The organism is Rhodopseudomonas sp. (assembly GCF_013377015.1).
Taxonomy (GTDB): Bacteria; Pseudomonadota; Alphaproteobacteria; order Rhizobiales; family Xanthobacteraceae; genus JARJEH01.
In genome coordinates this window covers 498,490-515,705 of sequence record NZ_JACABA010000002.1, presented here as the reverse complement: position 1 = coordinate 515,705, position 17,216 = coordinate 498,490, and the positions used below count along the sequence as shown (strand labels likewise).

Sequence of the window (17,216 nt, the reverse complement as noted above, 5' to 3'; positions counted from 1 at the left end):
TTTGAAAACGTCCGGCGAACGCTCATAATCCCGCGTCATCGCGTCGCGTCGGCTGCACTCCAGTGAGGTTTGAAATGCCTGCGTTTATTTCTTTCGGGCGATTTTTGTTCGCCGTGCTGTTCATCGTGGCCGGAGCGTCAAAGTTGTTTGACATCGCGGCAACCGCTGAATCGATCAAACCACAGCTGGCGGTCCTTCCAGAGGTGCTGAAGACCTACTCCGCGCAGGTCGAGACCATGACCGGCATGCTGATGCCTCAGATGCTGGCGATCATGGCGGGCGTGATCGAACTGGTTTGCGGCCTGATGATCGCTCTCAATTTCGGCGCGCGCTTCTTTGCCATCCTGCTCATCCTGTTCGTGATCGTGGCGACCTATTATCAGCACGATTTCTGGAACCAGACTGGTGCCGAATCGCGCAACAACATGATCCATGCGCTGAAGAACCTGTCGCTGATCGGCGCACTGTTTATCATTGCCGGCATCGGACGCGGACCGCGGCAGACGGAAACCAGCTATACCGACGCTTAGCTAAGCGCGACGCCATGCCGTGACGCTGACGTCATGCGCGGCGTCGAGGATTTCGGTCTCGGCGGCGCGCAGGCCATGTGCCGCAAGGATCTGTTGCGGCGTGCGCTCGGGCACGCCGGGCAGGCATGGCTCACCGCCGGGCAACCGGACCCGCGGCGCCTGCGATAACCAGAACGTGTCGTAGCCGTCGAGGAACATCGCGAAAACCTCGGGCCCGCCGATGATCGCGACCGTGCCTGCGGCGGCACCGGCGCGCTCGCAGGCCTCGGCGAACGACGCGCCCGCCGGATTCCACAGCGTGGCTTTCGGGTTGGCCGGATCGGGCGCGAGTGCCGCGATCGTTCGGGTCAGCACGATGCGTGTGCGCCGTGGTGAGTTCGGCTGGTCCTCGAAGGAGTGGCGGCCGTGCACGATCAGCGCGGCGCGGTCGAGTGCCTCGGCGAAAAAGCGCTGGTCGCCAGGGATTTTCAGCACATCCGGCATCACACCAGAAGCGTCTGCCAGCATCCCGTCGGCGGAGACGATGACGTAGCCTTCGATCCGCAACGCAGTCGTGGCGGACGTCACGGCACACAGACCCGCGGCATCGGGCTATTCCGAAATCGTCTGCACTACGCTGCTGATCGGCCGGGAGCTGACCGTCGGAAGCGCGACGTTCTTCAGCAGTTCCTCGTCATACTGCGCCATCGTCTGCACCGGCGCCTTGGCCTTCATCTGCACCACCTTGTAACCGCCGGCTTTCAGCTTGCGCAGCAATTCAGGCAGCGCTTCGGCGGTGTGCTTCTGGAAGTCGTGCATCAGGATGATGCCCTTGCCGAGCTTGTCCAGCTTCTTCATCACGGTGTCGATGATCTGCTGGCCATTGCGCGCCTTGAAATCGAACGAATCCAGGTCGCAGGAAAAGCTCGCGACGTCGCGGGTGCCGAGATAGGTCACCATCTCCGGCGGATGCTGCAGCGCCGGGAAGCGGAAGAACGGCGAGGGCGAAGCGCCGAGTGCCCATTTCACCGCGCTGAATCCCTTTTCGATCTCGTCCTTGCGCTGCTGCTCGTTGAGCTTCTTGTTGTTGAGGTTGGCATGCGACCAGGTGTGCGAGCCGATGCTGTGGCCGGCCGCGGCGACCTGTTTCAGAATCTCCGGGTAGTAGGTGGCGTGCTTGCCGATCGGAAAGAAGATCGCCTTGGTGCATTGCTCCGCCAGCGTCTTCAGCACCGACGGGGTGTTGACCGGCCAAGGGCCGTCATCGAAGGTCAGCACCACTTCCTTGTCGCGAAGGAAATCGAGCTGCTTGAAATGCTCGAAGCCGAAGCCCGGACCACCAGTGGTGTCGATCTGCACCACGCGGGCAACACCGAGCGCATCGGGATTGGCGCAAGCTGGTGTCGCCGCAGCGGCGACGGACGCGGGCTGCGGTGCTGCGGCAGCAGGCGCGGCTGCAGTGGCGGCCTGCGGTGCGGCACCGACGGTGCGGGGCGCTGCCTGCGACCAGACCACGCTCGAGGCGCAAACCGAAACCGCTCCAGCAAAGATCAAACCCGCCGCAATCCGCATGTCGTTTCCCTTCAGCGATAGGCCCGCGACCGGGATCAATTGACCGCGGAAATGGTGGCATTCGCCTAACTTGGCCGCAGCCTAGAGGCACCCCAGCCATGACGGCAACGGTTTTTATGCCCGCGCGGCGATTTGCCGGTGAGTCAGGCAAATTCCTGTGCATAGCGGATGAGGTGTCGGCGAGCGCAACGGCGACCGCGGTCTGGATCCTGGTGTCGATGGGCCGACCGACTCCCGAAACACCTCGGCAAACTAGCCGTCGGGGCGGTCAACAACCCGTTATGACCCCGATCGGGTCGCGCGAACCTAGCGCAGCCGGATGATGAAATCGGTGCCTTCTCCGGTCTCGCCGGCCGCGATGCCCTGATCGGAGACCACGATCGATCCGCCGGTCGAAAGCGCGTCGGCAATCCGGGCGATCGCATCGGCTGGAATGGTCAGGCGATCCAGCGCCTCGGCGGCGCTATTTGGCAACGGAATGGGCTTGGTCTCGATGGCGCCGGCGGCCTTTCTGCGCCGCGAGACGCGGTCATCGCGATCGCTTGCGTCGGCCTGGCGCGACGTCGCCGGCAGCGACACCACTGACCAATGGAAGGTGTCATCCTTGTCGGCTTGCGCGGTGAAGACATGGGTGCCGAGCGGACGATCGCTCGGCGCTATCGTGACCGGCGCATCGAACAGCGGTGTGAGATTCTGCCGGACGTAGATCTTGCCGTCCTTGCGGCTAACGAACACGGCGATCCGACCGGCGGGCTTGGGCGCGGCGGCTGGTTCGGCCTTCGCGGCGGCTTTCTCGGTATCGGGCGAGCGGGTCTGATGCTTGGCGGGATCGGGCCCGGAGGCCGCGCCGCTCGCGGCTTGGGTCGCTGGCTATGCCGCCTCCGATGGCGTGGCTTTGCCGCTGGTGTCGTCAATCTTGGCGGCGTCGCGCTTGACCGGGTCCGCGGCTTTGTCGGTCGCGATCTCATCGCCATTGGTGGCTTCGGTCTTTTCGGTGGCGGTCGCTGGTAGCGGCGCCTTGACGCTGTTCGATTCCGGGACGGTCGGGACCGCTGCAGCGGCAGCTTCGTCGTCGGTCCGGGGTGCCGCCTTGGCGCTGGACACGGCGTCGGACAGTACGACAGACTCAGCGACGCTGGGCAGGATCGGGCTGGCGTCCGCGGTCCGCACCTGATCGTGCGATGCCGCCGAGCCGCCGTCGACGCCCTCCGGCTTGTGATCGTCCAGATTGACGCTGGAGCGCAGTTCGGCATGCGCCGATCCGACCGTTGGGTTGGCCGTCGTATCGGCAATTGGGGTCTTGTCGGTGTTGCCGGTAGCGGAGTCCGGTTTTGGCGTCAGCGATGCCACCGGGGTTTCCGGGACTGGCGCGGGCTTCTTGGCAATCAGCAGCGGATGCGAAAAGTTCTCTGGGGTGATTTCGCCCGGGGTGACGATCACCCGCGCGCCCATCTTGGTCCAGCCCCACATCTTGACCGCGAAATTCATCGGCATTCGGATGCAACCATGCGACGCCGGATAGCCCGGCAGCACACCGGCATGCATCGCGATACCTGACCAAGTGATTCGCTGCATGTAGGGCATCGGCGCGCCGCTATAGATATTGGAGCGATGGTATTTGTGTTTCTGGATCACGCTGAAGACGCCCAGCGGGGTCGGATGTCCGCGCATCCCGGTGGAGATCGGCGTTTCGGCGAACAATCCGTTGGCGTCGTAGACCTTGAGTTTCTGGTTCTGGATCGAGACCGAAATGATCAGCGGTCCTTGCGGTTTGGCGGCCTGCTTTTCCTGCTGCTCGAGTTTGGCGTCGTGATGGCGAGGCGCCTTGTGTCGCCGCTTCGGCACCGGCTGCACGGGGCGGGTATAGCTGGTGTCGCTATCCGGCCAGAACAGTGAGTGTGAGGCAGCCGCTTCGGCATAGGAGGAGACCCCGAACACGGCGGCCGCAGTCAAGGCGCCAATTCGCATCAGCGATCCGGAAAAGCTCAGATCAACCCCGACATACCGTTTGATGGTCCGCGTTTGATACCGCCCGGCCAAAATCGACATCTGCTGCGTGCTCAAGCGATCGCCCCCGAATCCGGTTGACAATTAGTCTCATAATAAGTCTCGCAGATGCGAGATAAGTTCACCAGCGCGGGCCGCCAATTCACTGCGCAATTGATTCCAACAGTAACAAAAAAGCCTCACAGCTGGTTAATGCCAGGTCACCAAATGCGGTCAGCACCTTTCAGGACGATTCTTCCGACCCCACATGGGAGGAACCATTGTTTACGGAGATTTCGATGAGCGTTCGCGAACCCCGACATTCTGTCACACGTTTGAAATCATGTGCGCTGGCCGCACTTGTCCTGGCTGCCTTGTCGGGGGCGCCAGCAATCGCCGCCGACGAGCCGGACCTGATCTTCCGCCGCTCCACGGTGTTCAAATTGCTCAGTCCGAACGACAAGCTGGCGACCTATGCGGTCGACGATCCCGAGGTCGACGGCGTGGCCTGCCACTTCACGGTGCCGGAGAGGGGCGGTTTCAAGGGCTGGCTGGGATTGGCCGAGGAGGTCTCGGACATTTCGCTGGCCTGCCGGCAAATCGGCCCGATCCACTTCAAGGCCAAGCTAGACCAGGCCGAGGACATGTTCAGCAAGCGGCGTTCGCTGTTCTTCAAAAAGATGCAGATTGTTCGCGGCTGCGACGCCAAGCGCAATGTGCTGGTCTACATGGTGTATTCGGACAAGCTGATCGAGGGCTCGCCGAAGAACTCGACGTCGTCGGTGCCGATCATGCCGTGGGGAGCAGCCGCTCCCGTCGAGCAATGCGGCGAATTCATCAAGTAGGTCGCGCTGATTGGTCAGGTAGTGACGAGCGATCGCGCTCGTCACCAGGCGATCACGACTACTTCGCCTCGTGGCGGGGCGGCCGGCCGGTTGCGGCAGACCTGGAGGGATCGCGATATCCCACCAGTTGCACCAGCTTCTGCGGGGCCGATTCGTTTCCGTGGTGATCGATGAACCCTTGCAAGGTCATCTCTCCGGCGGTGTCGCAGCCATAATCGGAGGCCGCGGAAACGCTTTTTGCCGCGGCCGCCGGTGGAGCCGCCTTGGCTGACACTGCCTCAGAAGACGCCGCGACGACGGTCGCGTGTGGAATGTTGCCCTGATCGAAGATGGTATGGCGGCCCCCGCCAAGCCTGTTGCTTCCCACGGATGCATCCTCCCTTGACGTGACTGCATAACGCGCAACTCGCTGAAATGTTGCGTAAAGGGGCCAGGCAATTTGACGACGGTCGGCTCCCCGGCCGATGCCGAATCTCGATTCGTTGAAATTGCAGGTGTTTTTCGTCGTTTGCTTCGTCGTGCCGATGGTGACGAAACAATTCCGGCGGGCGACGAAACCATTTTGCGCATTGACGCAGAGATCCGGAAACAGCGTTTGGTTAATCAGGCTGCAACCAAACGGCGGACGCGGCGCGCCCCAATTCGGAGACAGTCAGATGCGGACCCTCAGCTTCATCTTCGCTTTCGGCATCGCCCTGATCGGCTCCTCGATGGCTGGATCGCCCGACCGCGGCCAGCCCGGAATCGGCACCTTCTCCTACATCGGTTCCCCGGTCCTGACCGATGCGGTCATGGTCGTCGCAGCGCGCTGAGCAGCCGGCATCCCTTCCATCAACCGCCGGTCCCGTATTGATGATGTATCGCATCGCTTCGCTCACGCTCGCCAGCTTCGTGCTTGTCTGTAGCCCGGCGCAGGCCCAGTTTCGCTCACTGTTGAACACACCGGATCCGCGCGCCGAATTCATTCGGCAGTGCACCACGCATATGGCCGGGCGCTGGGCGCATCCCGACGCGGTCTGCGGCTGCCTGCACGATCACGCCGCGGCGGCGATCGAGGACAGCGATCTGCGCGCCGCAGTGTTACGCGGAATCAGCGAGAGCGGGGTGCCGAACATCGACAACGGCTGGGTGCCGGCGTCGAAGCAATCGCAGATCAGCGCCACATTCACCGTAATCGCGAAACCGACACTGCAGTGCATGTTCGCGCCGCTGGATTAGTTGCGAGGCGGCGCGCTGGCGCGTTCTAGCGTTTGATGAATCGCGGCACGCATTTCTGTGACCGGGTAACCCCCGCCGCGGTCAGATTGGTGCCGGTCACTTCCTTCATCTGGCCGGCGGGGCAGGAGCCGTCGTCGACCAAAATCTTTTGCCCAAGCCGCAATCCGACGATGTCCTGTTCGCGCGACACCTGTTCGGCCGCGGCCGGCCCCGCGAGCGTGACAAACGCCGCTGCGCCGAGCAGCGCGACGAGCAAACACGACGAACGAATCAATGCAGGCATGGAACCGGACCTCACTTGCTCTGGATCTTCAGACCATCGGGGCCGACATTGATCTGAACGCCGCTCGGTTCTTTCTTCGCCAGATAGAGATTGTAGCCGAGCACACCGATTCCGACGATCAGCGCGCCGACGATCAGGTAAAGGAAATTGCGATTGGCGGGCATGATGCCTCCTGGTTGTGAGCGCGCACGTTAATCGGGCAATGGCGATTCTGAAAGCGATGCAAGGTGCCTGCAAAGTCCGGCGATCTATGATTTGATCGCGATCGGCCGGTTCCGGGCAGTCGGATCACCCACGGGAGCAATCAGCGTATGAGCGTCACCGAACAGCATCGCAAAATCCTTGACGCCGTCGATGCCGGCTTTGACGCCCAGCTCGCCGCGACGCGGGATTTCGTCGCGATTCCCAGCACCCGCGGCGCCGAAGGGCCGTGCCAGGACATGATCGCGGACCTGCTGCGGCAGCGTGGTTACGAGGTCGACGACTGGCACATCGACGTCGAGGATTTGAAGGACCTGCGCGGCTTCGGGCCGATCGAGCATGATTTCTCCAAGGCTCGCACCGTGGTCGGTACCTATCGGCCGGCGACCAACGCCGGAAGATCGCTGATCCTGCAGGGCCACTGCGACGTGGTGCCGACCGGGCCGCTGGAGATGTGGGAGACGCCGCCGTTCTCGCCGGTCGTGAAGGACGGCAAGATGTTTGGCCGCGGCGCTTGCGACATGAAGTCCGGCACCATCGGCGCGCTGTTTGCTCTCGATGCGATCAAGGCGGCCGGGCTGAAGCCGACCGCGCGGATTCATTTTCAATCGGTGATCGAGGAGGAGAGCACCGGCGTCGGCGCGCTGTCGACCCTGCAACGCGGCTACCGCGCTGATGCCTGTTTCATCCCGGAGCCGACCTCAGGCAAGATGGTGCGGTCGCAGGTCGGGGTGATCTGGTTCCGCCTGAAAGTGCGCGGCCATCCGGTGCATGTGTTCGAGGCCGGTTCCGGCGCCAACGCTATCACCGCGGCCTATCACCTGATCCAGTCGCTGCAGAAGCTGGAAGCGGACTGGAACGCGCGCGCGGCGAGCGATCCGCATTTCAGGACGGTCAACCATCCGATCAATTTCAATCCAGGGATCATCAAGGGCGGCGACTGGGCCTCCAGCGTTCCGGCCTGGTGCGACGTCGATTGCCGGATCGCGATCCTGCCGGGCTGGTCGGTGGCCGATCATCAGGCGGAGATTCTTGCCTGCGTCTCGGCCGCCGCGCGCGACCATCGCTTTCTGTCGAACAATCCGCCGCAGGTGGAATGGTCCGGGTTCCTCTCTGAAGGCTATGAGCTGAAAGATTCCGCGGCGCCGGAAGCCGCATTCGGCAAGGCCTTCAATGCGGTTTATGGTGGAGCGGTGCCCGACCTGGTGTTCACCGCGCTGACCGACACCCGGTTCTACGGGCTGAACTACAACATTCCGAGCCTGTGCTTCGGCGCCAGCGGCGGCGCGATGCACGGCTTCAACGAATATGTCGATCTCGCCTCGCTGCGCCAATCCACCAAGGCCACCGCCTTGTTCATCGCGGAGTGGTGCGGCGTGGAGCCGATCTGATCCACGCCGATCGATCGTTCGTGCAATTCAAAAAAGCGCCTGCGCGATCAAGCCAGGCAATTTCGGGGAGGTTTCTTCATGACACCGCTTGAGCTGATCAATTCGCGGCCGCTGCCGTTCGCGGTGCTGATGGGCATCGTCTTTACCGAGGCCGAGAAGGAACGCGTCGTCGCCACCATGACGGTGCGGGGCGATCTGTGCACCCTGGGCGATGCCGTCCATGGCGGCGCGGTGATGGCGTTCGCCGACACCGTCGGCGCTGCGGCGACCATCGTCAATCTGCCGGCGGACGCCACGGGCACCACCACGATCGAGAGCAAGACCAATTTCATCGGCGCGGCCAAGGCCGGGGCGACGATCCGAGCCACCGCGACGCCGATCCACCGGGGCAGGCGGACCCAGGTCTGGCAGACCCGGCTGGAGACCGAGGGGGGGCGACTGGTCGCGGTGGTAACCCAGACCCAGATGGTGCTGTAGCCAGCCCGGATGCCCCCGTAAGACTACCAGAGTGCGGTGCAAAATGCGGTTTTGGCGGTCCGGCGGCCTGGTTTTTGAGTTGGCTCAAGCGATTGTTAAGCCGCTTGGAATATGAAGATATTGAGAAACGTTCGGGGTCGGCAGCACATTCTTTGATGTCGCTGCCCGCCAAATGATCTTGAATATTATTGTGCGTCGCACAATATAGGCTGTCTAGGGATTCGAACGCCTCCTTGAGGGCCGTCCAAAAGGAGAGATGCAATGCACGACGCTGTAATCGAGGGTTTGACGGGGTCAAAAGGCACCATCCGGTCCTTGATCAATCAAGAACTGCCGTTGCTGAGGGATCATCTGCTGCGTCTGGATCCGGAAAGTCGGCGCGATCGGTTCAACGGCTATGCCGATGAAGGTTTCGTTGATCGCTATTCGAAGAAGTGCGCCAGCGATGGAACCATCATCATCGCGTATTTTGCCGAGGATGGCACCGTCCACGCCGCTGCGGAGTTGCACCAGCCCGATCTTTCCACCGACTCACTGCCGGAGATCGCATTCAGCGTCGAGGGCCATTTGCGACGGAAGGGGATCGGCAGCATCCTGTTCAAGCAGCTGATCGCGGTCGCCCGGTCGCTCGGCTACGAGAACCTTCGCATCACCACCGGTTCGCAGAATCAGGCGATGCGAGCGCTGGCCAACAAGTTCGGCGCGCATCTGACGTTCCGCCAGGGTGAATCGACCGGGACTATCAACCTCTATGATGAACAGTCCAGTGCCGATCAGCCGACGATCGAAATCCCGGCCGGTGCCGCTAGCGCACTGATCGATTTCAATCAGGCGTGCTGGAGATTGTTTCTGAAGATGTCGGGGATCGGCAAGGCCGCCTAACCGACCTCGATCGCCGCTCATTCATCATGCCGCGCTTCACAGCGCGGCATTTGTCGTGTGCGCAGGAAAGAAGTTCCGCACGAGCATCGGCGGTTAGGAGCCGACCCGCTTGTCGTTGCCGAGTATCTTGCGCGACACCCGACGCTCGACCACGATCGAGCGCTGAAATCCCTGCTCGCCGGTGATCACCCGCGTAGTACGCGCTGCGGCGCGCCCGGCCTTCTTGACTTCGGTCTGCACCGCTTCGAGCGGCAATCCCATCAGCGAAGCGGCGATCTCGGCCTGCGACTCCAGATCGTCGGTAATCCCCATCGCCGCGAAGATCGCCTCGTCCAGCGTTGGCGGATCACGCCGCACGCGTCGCGAGCCATATTTCGTATTCCAATCTTCACTCATCGACCGCCCCGATTTGACTACAGCTTACCTAGTGGAGCCGATGCTGCATTGCAATATGTGAATCGGCAGCGCCGCTATAACAATGGTCGAATGTGCTTGATCGGCAATTGCGGCAAATCAACTCGGCCGCAAATCATGGCAGCTGTGCGCTGTTTGCGCCGTGAAGTTAACTTTGCGTTTGCGATGTAGTGTTCGCAAATTTGTCTTTCTCAAGTCTTCGGACCCGGTCGGACGTGATGAGCGATGGTCGCCGCTGCGTCGTGGTTCGTAATCGATGTGATCACCGTCACAGTCAGATGCAATCGGAGCGAGCAGGGTGTGCCCATCCACGGCGATGCATTCGGAGGTCGACATGACCAGGAACCGTTCGGGCCAATCTCCCCTGGCCAACACCTGTTCGACGCCTCTCCGGTTCGGATTGACGATTGCGCTGGTCGCGGTCTCGCTAACGGCGGCGGCAACGGCGAGCCAGGCCTTCACCGCCGACCAGCAGAGGCTGTGCACCGGCGATGCGTTCCGGCTGTGCGGGAGCGAAATTCCCAACATCGATCGCATCACCACGTGCATGCGGCAGAACAGGTCGAGTCTCAGCCAAGACTGCAAATCGGTATTCGACAAGTAAGCAGCCCAGGCGTTTTCCGATTGCAGCAACCGGCCCCGTATCGCGATACGGCAAGACCCGCTAGATTGAACCGGGATGGCGCCGAGGGAACGTGGTTAGTGTTGGAGGGGTTCTACAAAGTCAGATATCAGGTCGACGATGCGGTCGGCCGCAGCGTGATGTATGTGCATGACGGCAAGATGCTGGGAGGCAATTCGGCATTTGCCCATTTCGGCACCTACCGCGAGGCCGACGGTGTGGTCACCGCCGAGATTACCAGCCAACGCGCCCACCAGGACCCGAACTATCCGTCGCTGCTGGGCGCTGACATTGCCACCATCGAGGCGACGGGCAGGGCGCAAGGCAATGTCTATCACTTCCGCGGCGGTTCCGCGCAGATGCCCGGCGCGGTGTTTCAGTCGATGATGACGCCGATCGACCACGACACCAAGCCTCCCGACGGCGCGGTCGGTGAAGGCGGTATCGTCAACGGCCTGTATTCGATCCACATCCGGATGCTCGACGGCGTCGAGGGCCGGTTGACCGGGATGCTGTTGCTGTCCGACGGACGGATTCTCGGCGGCGACGCGTTCTTCTACTATCAAGGCACCTACACCTCGGCGCTGGGCCGCTGGAAGGGCCAGATCCTCAATCAGGAACATACCCCGGCCAAAATTGAGCATCCGATCTTCGGCGGCCATGAAGTCGGGATCGGCTTTTCCGGCAGCTGCGACCAGGAGGCGGCGGAACTGGAAGCGATGGCGCTGGTGGGAAAGCGCAGCATCCGGCTGTCGGCGTCACTTAAATTGATGCGACGGGCATAGCAGAGCAGGTCCTCCGGGCACGCCGGAGCAAATCGGCGCCTTCGGGCAGATCGGGCGCGGCAGGCCACAGAATACCGCCGCCGCCAAAGCGGACTATGAAAAGGCCGCGGCACTCGGTAATGACGTGGCCAAGACGGCGCTGAAGCGTGCGGATTGCCGGTTTGCGATTAGGGACAAGTTTGACCAATCCGCACCTCTAGCTGCGTACTTCGCCGCGCTTCTGAACTGAAAAATAATTCAATGAATCAATGAGATATGTGTCTTTCGCCGGGGCGGCGACAGCTCCGTCCTGATCCAGCTCCATAACAAAGCCGGTCCGATGTGGAAAGAAGAAACCATTGCAGAATCGTGCGCTAGCAGGATGGGTATCGCAGCAGAGCCAATGCTCCTTGATGCCGGAATTGGCAGTTCGGTCGGTTCGAGACCAGATCTCGCCTTGGCAAATCGATTGACGCGGGCCAGGGGCGGGCAATGAGCGAACACAACAAGAAGGGCGCGGGCCTGATCGTCAGCGCCATCGGGGTCGTCTATGGCGATATCGGCACCAGCCCGCTTTATGCGCTGAAGGAAACCTTCGCCGGCCACCATCCGATTCCGGTCACGCCGGACAACGTGTTCGGCGTGCTGTCGCTGGTGTTCTGGACCGTGATGCTGCTGGTCACGGTGAAATACGTCATCATTATCATGCGCGCCGACAACCACGGCGAGGGCGGCAGCCTGGCGCTGCTGGCGCTGGTCACCGAACTGACCAAGGGCCGCCGCGTCGCCTATCCGCTGATGCTGCTCGGCGTCATCGCCGCGGCTCTGTTCTACGGCGACAGCATGATCACGCCGGCGATCTCGGTGTTGTCGGCGGTGGAAGGCCTCGAGGTCGTCACTGCCGACCTCAAGCCGTACGTCGTTCCGATCACCGCGGTGGTGCTCACGGCCTTGTTCTTCATTCAGAGCCGCGGCACCGGCCTGGTTGGCCGGCTGTTCGGACCGGTGATGTGCGCGTGGTTTGTGGTGCTCGCGGTGCTCGGCATCGCCAATATCGCGGCGGCGCCGGTGGTGCTCGAGGCGATCAGTCCGACCTTCGCGGCCGCCTTCATCTACGCCAATCCGATGCTGAGCTTCTTCGCGCTCGGCTCGGTGGTGCTCGCCGTCACCGGCGGCGAGGCGCTGTACACCGACATGGGACATTTCGGCCGTTTCCCGATCCGGGTGGCGTGGTTCTGTCTGGTGCTGCCGGCGCTGCTGTTGAACTATTTCGGTCAGGGCGCGCTGCTGGTCACTGATCCGGGGGCGATTCAGAATCCGTTCTTCCGGCTTGGGCCGGAATGGATGGTGGTGCCGATGGTCGGACTTGCGACGCTCGCCACCGTGATCGCCTCGCAGGCGGTGATTTCCGGAGCTTACTCGGTCGCCCGTCAGGCGATTCAGCTCGGCTTGCTGCCGCGTATGACGATCGTGCACACCTCGGGCGAGGAAGCTGGGCAGATCTACGTCCCGTTCACCAACTGGACGCTGTACCTCGCGGTGATGGCGCTGGTGATCGGCTTCCAGTCGTCGAGCAATCTCGCTGCCGCGTACGGCATTGCCGTCACCGGCACGATGATGATCGACACCATCCTGGTCTCCTTCGTGATGTCGCTGCTGTGGCGTTGGCACTGGACTGCCGTCGTCGCGGTAGCCGGCACGCTGCTGCTGGTCGATTTCGCCTACTTCTCCGCCAACATCATCAAGGTCGCGCAGGGCGGTTGGTTTCCGCTGTTCGTCGGCTTCATCTCGTTCACGGTGCTGACGACCTGGCGCCGCGGCCGTTCGCTGGTGCGCAAGCAGCTGAAGAAACAGGCGGTCCCGCTCGACGTGGTGATGCGGGCGCTCGGCCCCAACGTGTCGCGCGCGCGCGGCACTGCGGTATTCCTGACCGCCGCCACCGACGGCGTGCCGCCGGCGTTGCTGCATAATCTCAAGCACAATCAGACCGTCCATCAGCGCGTCATCCTCGCCACCGTGATGACCGCGGAGACGCCTTACGTGCCCGACTCCGAGCGGGTCGAGATGACCGATCTCGGCGACGGCTTCCATCGCCTGACCATCCGCTACGGCTTCATGCAGACCCCCGACGTGCCCGCCGCGCTGGCGCTGTGCAAGAAGTTCGGCCAGGAGTTCAACATGATGTCGACCTCGTTCTTCCTCAGCCGCGAGACCTTTGTGCCGAGTCTCAATCCCGGCATGGCGCTGTGGCGGGAGCGACTGTTCACCTTCATGACGCTGAATGCCACGCGGGCGACGATCTTCTTCAAGATCCCGACCGAGCGCGTGGTCGAGCTCGGCACCCAACTGGAAATCTGACGCGCGCGCCGCGCGGCGTCAGGATTCCAGGTAGCGCCGGTCGAGCGCGGCCTGTTCGCGCGCGCCGATGCCAAGGCCGTCCGCGAGATAGGCGTCGAGACTGCCGTAGTCGGCATGCACGGCCTCGAACGCCGCAGCGAGGAACGATTCCTCGACCGAAACCAGCACCGCCTTGACGTCGTCGGGCAGCTCGATGCTGCGCGCGGTCGCCGGATCGATCCGGTAATGGCGATTGGTCAGCAGATAATCTTCGACGATCAGATCCTCGGACACGCCGAGTGCGTTCAGGATCAGCGCGCAGGCGAAGCCGGTGCGGTCCTTGCCGGCGGTGCAATGGATCACCAGCGGCGCGTGGTCTTCGAGCAGATGCGCGAACAGGGCGCGGAACGCTGGGGTGTTCCGCCGCACATAGTCGCGGTAGGAATCGCGCATCAGTTCCGCGGTCTCGGCGGCGGTCAGCGGCTCGGCGCTGAGCAGCCGAGTTTTCAGGGCCACCAGGACTGCCGGCTCGATCGGTAGCGAATGGACCGTGATGGCGTCGAAGCAACACATGCTCGCCAGCCGCTCGTCCGCGCCGCGCAGATCGAATGCGCTCTTCAAGCCGAGGCCGCGCAGCACGTCGATATCCTGCGCGGTCAAATCGCCGAGATGATTGGAGCGGAACATCCGCCGCCAGCGGACCAAGCGGCCGTCGCGTCCGGGATAGCCGCCGAGATCGCGGAAATTGCTGGCGCCGGTCAGCGCGAGATGACGCGTCGGAGAATCGAACATGAGATCAACCTACGCGATCGGAGCGGCGAATGAATGACAGTAGGTTTGCGTGCTGGTGATGGCAGGCCCGCTGATCGGCGATTGCCGCGTCCGTTCACGCCAGTCCGAGCGAAAACGCCAGCGTCCCGATCGCGGCGTGGGAGATGATCAACGGCCAGATGTTGCGCATCCGCAGATAGGCGAAGCCCCACACCACGCCGAGCAGGAAGGTGTTCAGCAGCAGCGCGGTGTCGCCATAGGCCAGATGGATCAGGGAAAACATCGTGGCGGAATATAGCACATAGGCCCAGCCGTTGGTTTGCAGACGGTCGGTCATGAGTTTGGGGATCGACCGGCACACCACCTCCTGACATGGGCTGGAGACCAGCACATAGAACGGCGCAAAGCTCAGCCAGACTGGTTGCTGATGATCGAAGCTGAACAGCTTTGTCGCCAGCACCATGATCGCGGCAAGCCCGACCGTCAGCGTGCCGCAACCGATCCAGTGCCGACGTGACGAGGGCCGGCCGAGGCCGAGCTCGGCGTATGAAAAGCCGGCCAGCAGGCACAGCGCTATGCAGACGGCCGAAACCACCAACAGCGCGTATATTCTGTACTCGAACGGCAGCATCCCGGACTGGATCGCAAGTCCAGGCAAGGTGAGCAGGACCGCAAATCCGGCCAGCGGCACGATCGGTCGCAGTTGACGCAAATATGTCATCGAACTGTCAAGATAACATAGTGCGACTGGTTCCGAGCAGCAAAACGCGCCCGTGCCGATCACATTTCCGTCCCCGTAATTGCCCGGGGCCGGCGGCCAAGAGCGGCCAAATATGCGAAATCCAAGACGAGCCGGCGAGCGGAGGCATTGCACAACAACAGGCTGCCGCGCGCCTGCGGGGGCGGGGGCGGGTTAACGCGAGCGACCGCCGGCGCCAACGCTGATGCTGCCGCCGATCCTGACGCAGGTGGAAGTGCCCTCTACCATCACAAAGCCCGGCCCGAACGCGGCGCAGGGGTTGGTCTTGGCCTGCCGCGGCGGCAGCGGCTTGACGGGGCGTTTGTCCTCGGCCATCGCCGCGATCGGCAACGCTGCAATGATGAACACCGCGAGGATAAATTGCATCTGCCTTGATAGCGCAGCCGGGACGCTTGTTCCAGCCGGCATCGTCTTTTCAGCGCTTGCGCACGAACACGGTGCCGGCCGAGTAGCCGGCGCCGAACGAGCAGATCAGGCCGACGTCATCCGCCACCAGATCGTCGGAGTGCTTGTGGAAGGCGATGATCGAACCTGCCGACGAGGTGTTGGCATATTGGTCGAGGATGATGACGTTCTCGTCCGCCGTCGGCTCGCGGCCGAGCACGCGGCGGCCGATGATCTCGTTCATGTTGATGTTGGCCTGATGGAGCCACATCCGCTTCAGCGCCTGCGGGTCGAGGCCGAGATCGCTGGCGTGCTCCAGGATCATCTCCGAGACCAGCGGCACCACCTCCTTGAACACCTTGCGGCCCTGCTGGACGAACAGCTTGTCCGGCAGGTCGCGGCCCTCCGGCGCAGCGCGATTAAGGAAGCCAGAATTGTTGCGGATGTTGTTGGAGAATTGGGTTCTCAGCCTGGTGCCGAGAATATCCCAGCCACCCTCGGCCTGGTCGGCGCGTTCGACGATCACTGCGGTGGCGACGTCGCCGAAGATGAAGTGGCTGTCGCGATCGCGGAAATTGAGATGGCCGGAGCAGATCTCGGGGTTGACCATCAGCACCGCGTCGACCGATCCGGTGGCAACATAGTCGGCCGCGGTCTTGATCCCGAACGTCGCCGACGAGCAGGCCACGTTCATATCGAAGCCGAAGCCGCCAAGCCCCAACGCAGCTTGAACCTCGACCGCCATCGCCGGATAGGCGCGCTGCATGTTCGACGCCGCGCACAGCACGGCGCCGATTCGCTCGCGCGGCTTGCCCCAGCGCGTCAGCGCATCCTCGGCGGCGGCGACCGCGATCTCGGCCAGGATCGAGATTTGTTCGTTGGGACGCTCCGGAATCACCGGCCGCATCACCGCGGGGTCGAGGATGCCGGACTTCTGCACCACGAAGCGCGACTTGATGCCGGAGGCCTTCTCGATGAATTCCACTGACGACGGCTGCAGCGGTTCGATCCGCCCGGCCTCGATCGCGTCGCGATTGTCGGCGTTGAAGCGTTCGACATAGGCGTTGAAGGCGGCGACCAGCTCGGCGTTCGAGACGCTGTCGGGCGGGGTGTAGAGGCCGGTGGTGGCAATGACGGCAGGGCGCACCGTAGACTCCAGATCGGATGGTTGAGGGGGCGCGGCGGCCGGCGGATAGAGGACGGGCCAAATACCCGCACAAATATCCGACGCCGATTTCAGGCGGCATGCCTTGACGCCAGACAAAATGATCCCGGATTTCGGGTTCGTCAATCCGGACCGTTCGCAGGGCCGCTCGGCTCCGACCGTTGCGGGGCTTGACGCCGCGCCGAGTCTTCGATTTGAGGGGGACGCGAACAATGCCGGCCGCGCGCTGCGATGCGGTGCAATCGATGAGGGATCCGATGAGAGCGTGGTTGATACTGGGCGCGATGCTGGTTTCGGCGACGGCGCTGGCGCAGAGCCCGCCGCCGATGGTCGGCGACAAGCCGCTGGTGCAGATCAAGCCGAAGCAGGCCAAGCCGGCCGGCGCGGCCATCAAGCAGCCCGGCAAGCCGCAATCGATCGCGGTGCGGCTGCAGGCCTGCCTCGACATCGAAGACGGCTCCAAGGAGCGGCTCGACTGCTACGATGCGGTGTTTCCGCCGAAGGCCAAGCCCGGCGCCAAGCCGCCGAAGGCGGCAGCGAAGGCAGTCGCCGACTGCCGTTTGCAGCCCGAGCAGGACGAGCGGCTGGCCTGCTTCAACGGCTTTGCGGACTCGATCCCGAAGCTGCCGCGCTGA

23 protein-coding genes are annotated in these 17,216 nt (G+C 62.9%); 10 read left to right on the top strand and 13 right to left on the bottom strand.

Annotated elements, in window-relative coordinates; translation table 11 throughout:
- Window positions 1–74 precede the first annotated feature (74 nt).
- On the top strand, window positions 75–530 hold the full coding sequence (locus HXX15_RS10840; RefSeq protein ID WP_296516906.1) for a DoxX family protein: 456 nt from the start codon (window positions 75–77) through the stop codon (window positions 528–530).
- Here the strand turns inward: HXX15_RS10840 and HXX15_RS10835 are convergent, their stop codons facing one another.
- The 4 genes from HXX15_RS10835 to HXX15_RS10825 all read right to left on the bottom strand — a co-directional run bounded on the left by HXX15_RS10835 (window position 531) and on the right by HXX15_RS10825 (window position 4,049).
- The gene (locus HXX15_RS10835) at window positions 531–1,037 is read right to left on the bottom strand and encodes a dihydrofolate reductase (RefSeq protein WP_296516905.1); all 507 of its coding nucleotides are present in this window, start codon (window positions 1,035–1,037) and stop codon (window positions 531–533) included.
- A gap of 84 nt (window positions 1,038–1,121) precedes the next feature.
- The gene (locus HXX15_RS10830) at window positions 1,122–2,081 is read right to left on the bottom strand and encodes a polysaccharide deacetylase family protein (RefSeq protein ID WP_296515940.1); all 960 of its coding nucleotides are present in this window, start codon (window positions 2,079–2,081) and stop codon (window positions 1,122–1,124) included.
- A gap of 306 nt (window positions 2,082–2,387) precedes the next feature.
- Entirely contained in the window at window positions 2,388–2,816 is a 429-nt protein-coding gene (locus HXX15_RS23170) for a hypothetical protein (protein WP_366558577.1), read from the bottom strand.
- 135 nt (window positions 2,817–2,951) lie between these two features.
- Window positions 2,952–4,049, bottom strand: a complete 1,098-nt coding sequence (locus HXX15_RS10825; RefSeq protein ID WP_366558576.1) for a L,D-transpeptidase family protein — start codon at window positions 4,047–4,049, stop codon at window positions 2,952–2,954.
- A 317-nt stretch (window positions 4,050–4,366) separates the two neighbouring features.
- Here HXX15_RS10825 and HXX15_RS10820 point away from each other — a divergent pair, with 317 nt between their 5' ends.
- The gene (locus HXX15_RS10820; protein ID WP_296515938.1) at window positions 4,367–4,912 is read left to right on the top strand and encodes a CreA family protein; all 546 of its coding nucleotides are present in this window, start codon (window positions 4,367–4,369) and stop codon (window positions 4,910–4,912) included.
- Window positions 4,913–4,970: 58 nt separating this feature from the next.
- Here HXX15_RS10820 and HXX15_RS10815 read toward each other — a convergent pair whose 3' ends face one another.
- Entirely contained in the window at window positions 4,971–5,279 is a 309-nt protein-coding gene (locus tag HXX15_RS10815) for a hypothetical protein (RefSeq protein ID WP_296515937.1), read from the bottom strand.
- Between the two features lie 97 nt (window positions 5,280–5,376).
- Between HXX15_RS10815 and HXX15_RS10810 the strand changes: the two genes are divergently transcribed.
- Both HXX15_RS10810 and HXX15_RS10805 read left to right on the top strand, forming a co-directional pair.
- Window positions 5,377–5,724 (top strand): hypothetical protein, encoded by a 348-nt coding sequence (locus HXX15_RS10810; RefSeq protein ID WP_296515935.1) that lies wholly within the window; start codon window positions 5,377–5,379, stop codon window positions 5,722–5,724.
- A gap of 40 nt (window positions 5,725–5,764) precedes the next feature.
- Window positions 5,765–6,130 (top strand): hypothetical protein, encoded by a 366-nt coding sequence (locus tag HXX15_RS10805; protein ID WP_296515933.1) that lies wholly within the window; start codon window positions 5,765–5,767, stop codon window positions 6,128–6,130.
- Between the two features lie 25 nt (window positions 6,131–6,155).
- Here HXX15_RS10805 and HXX15_RS10800 read toward each other — a convergent pair whose 3' ends face one another.
- Both HXX15_RS10800 and HXX15_RS10795 read right to left on the bottom strand, forming a co-directional pair.
- Window positions 6,156–6,413 carry a DUF6719 family protein gene (locus HXX15_RS10800; protein WP_296515931.1) on the bottom strand — a complete coding sequence of 86 codons (258 nt, stop codon included), beginning with the start codon at window positions 6,411–6,413 and terminating at the stop codon, window positions 6,156–6,158.
- A gap of 11 nt (window positions 6,414–6,424) precedes the next feature.
- The gene (locus HXX15_RS10795) at window positions 6,425–6,577 is read right to left on the bottom strand and encodes a hypothetical protein (protein ID WP_296515929.1); all 153 of its coding nucleotides are present in this window, start codon (window positions 6,575–6,577) and stop codon (window positions 6,425–6,427) included.
- A gap of 147 nt (window positions 6,578–6,724) precedes the next feature.
- Here HXX15_RS10795 and HXX15_RS10790 point away from each other — a divergent pair, with 147 nt between their 5' ends.
- The 3 genes from HXX15_RS10790 (at window position 6,725) to HXX15_RS10780 (ending at window position 9,364) form a co-directional block, all read left to right on the top strand.
- Window positions 6,725–8,005: an ArgE/DapE family deacylase gene (locus HXX15_RS10790; protein WP_296515928.1), complete on the top strand. Its 1,281-nt coding sequence runs from the start codon at window positions 6,725–6,727 to the stop codon at window positions 8,003–8,005.
- 78 nt (window positions 8,006–8,083) lie between these two features.
- Window positions 8,084–8,482, top strand: a complete 399-nt coding sequence (locus HXX15_RS10785) for a PaaI family thioesterase (RefSeq protein WP_296515926.1) — start codon at window positions 8,084–8,086, stop codon at window positions 8,480–8,482.
- Window positions 8,483–8,743: 261 nt separating this feature from the next.
- Window positions 8,744–9,364 carry a GNAT family N-acetyltransferase gene (locus tag HXX15_RS10780; RefSeq protein WP_296515923.1) on the top strand — a complete coding sequence of 207 codons (621 nt, stop codon included), beginning with the start codon at window positions 8,744–8,746 and terminating at the stop codon, window positions 9,362–9,364.
- 93 nt (window positions 9,365–9,457) lie between these two features.
- Here HXX15_RS10780 and HXX15_RS10775 read toward each other — a convergent pair whose 3' ends face one another.
- Both HXX15_RS10775 and HXX15_RS10770 read right to left on the bottom strand, forming a co-directional pair.
- Entirely contained in the window at window positions 9,458–9,760 is a 303-nt protein-coding gene (locus tag HXX15_RS10775) for a hypothetical protein (protein WP_296515921.1), read from the bottom strand.
- Between the two features lie 117 nt (window positions 9,761–9,877).
- The gene (locus HXX15_RS10770; protein ID WP_296515920.1) at window positions 9,878–10,378 is read right to left on the bottom strand and encodes a hypothetical protein; all 501 of its coding nucleotides are present in this window, start codon (window positions 10,376–10,378) and stop codon (window positions 9,878–9,880) included.
- 102 nt (window positions 10,379–10,480) lie between these two features.
- Here HXX15_RS10770 and HXX15_RS10765 point away from each other — a divergent pair, with 102 nt between their 5' ends.
- Together HXX15_RS10765 and HXX15_RS10755 are read left to right on the top strand one after the other, a co-directional pair.
- Window positions 10,481–11,185, top strand: a complete 705-nt coding sequence (locus HXX15_RS10765) for a GrlR family regulatory protein (protein ID WP_296515917.1) — start codon at window positions 10,481–10,483, stop codon at window positions 11,183–11,185.
- Window positions 11,186–11,656: 471 nt separating this feature from the next.
- Window positions 11,657–13,522, top strand: a complete 1,866-nt coding sequence (locus HXX15_RS10755) for a potassium transporter Kup (protein WP_296515915.1) — start codon at window positions 11,657–11,659, stop codon at window positions 13,520–13,522.
- Window positions 13,523–13,540: 18 nt separating this feature from the next.
- On the opposite strand, the gene HXX15_RS10750 is transcribed toward HXX15_RS10755, so the two are convergent.
- The 4 genes from HXX15_RS10750 to HXX15_RS10735 all read right to left on the bottom strand — a co-directional run bounded on the left by HXX15_RS10750 (window position 13,541) and on the right by HXX15_RS10735 (window position 16,563).
- A complete protein-coding gene (locus HXX15_RS10750) occupies window positions 13,541–14,293 on the bottom strand; it encodes a tyrosine-protein phosphatase (protein ID WP_296515913.1) in 753 nt (250 codons plus the stop codon).
- A 94-nt stretch (window positions 14,294–14,387) separates the two neighbouring features.
- On the bottom strand, window positions 14,388–14,993 hold the full coding sequence (locus HXX15_RS10745; protein WP_296515911.1) for a CPBP family intramembrane glutamic endopeptidase: 606 nt from the start codon (window positions 14,991–14,993) through the stop codon (window positions 14,388–14,390).
- A 192-nt stretch (window positions 14,994–15,185) separates the two neighbouring features.
- A complete protein-coding gene (locus HXX15_RS10740; protein ID WP_296515909.1) occupies window positions 15,186–15,398 on the bottom strand; it encodes a hypothetical protein in 213 nt (70 codons plus the stop codon).
- A 49-nt stretch (window positions 15,399–15,447) separates the two neighbouring features.
- Complete coding sequence (locus HXX15_RS10735) at window positions 15,448–16,563, bottom strand: beta-ketoacyl-ACP synthase III (RefSeq protein ID WP_296515907.1); 1,116 nt, start codon at window positions 16,561–16,563, stop codon at window positions 15,448–15,450.
- Window positions 16,564–16,838: 275 nt separating this feature from the next.
- On the opposite strand from HXX15_RS10735, the gene HXX15_RS10730 reads away from it, so the two are divergent.
- Entirely contained in the window at window positions 16,839–17,216 is a 378-nt protein-coding gene (locus HXX15_RS10730) for a hypothetical protein (RefSeq protein WP_296515906.1), read from the top strand.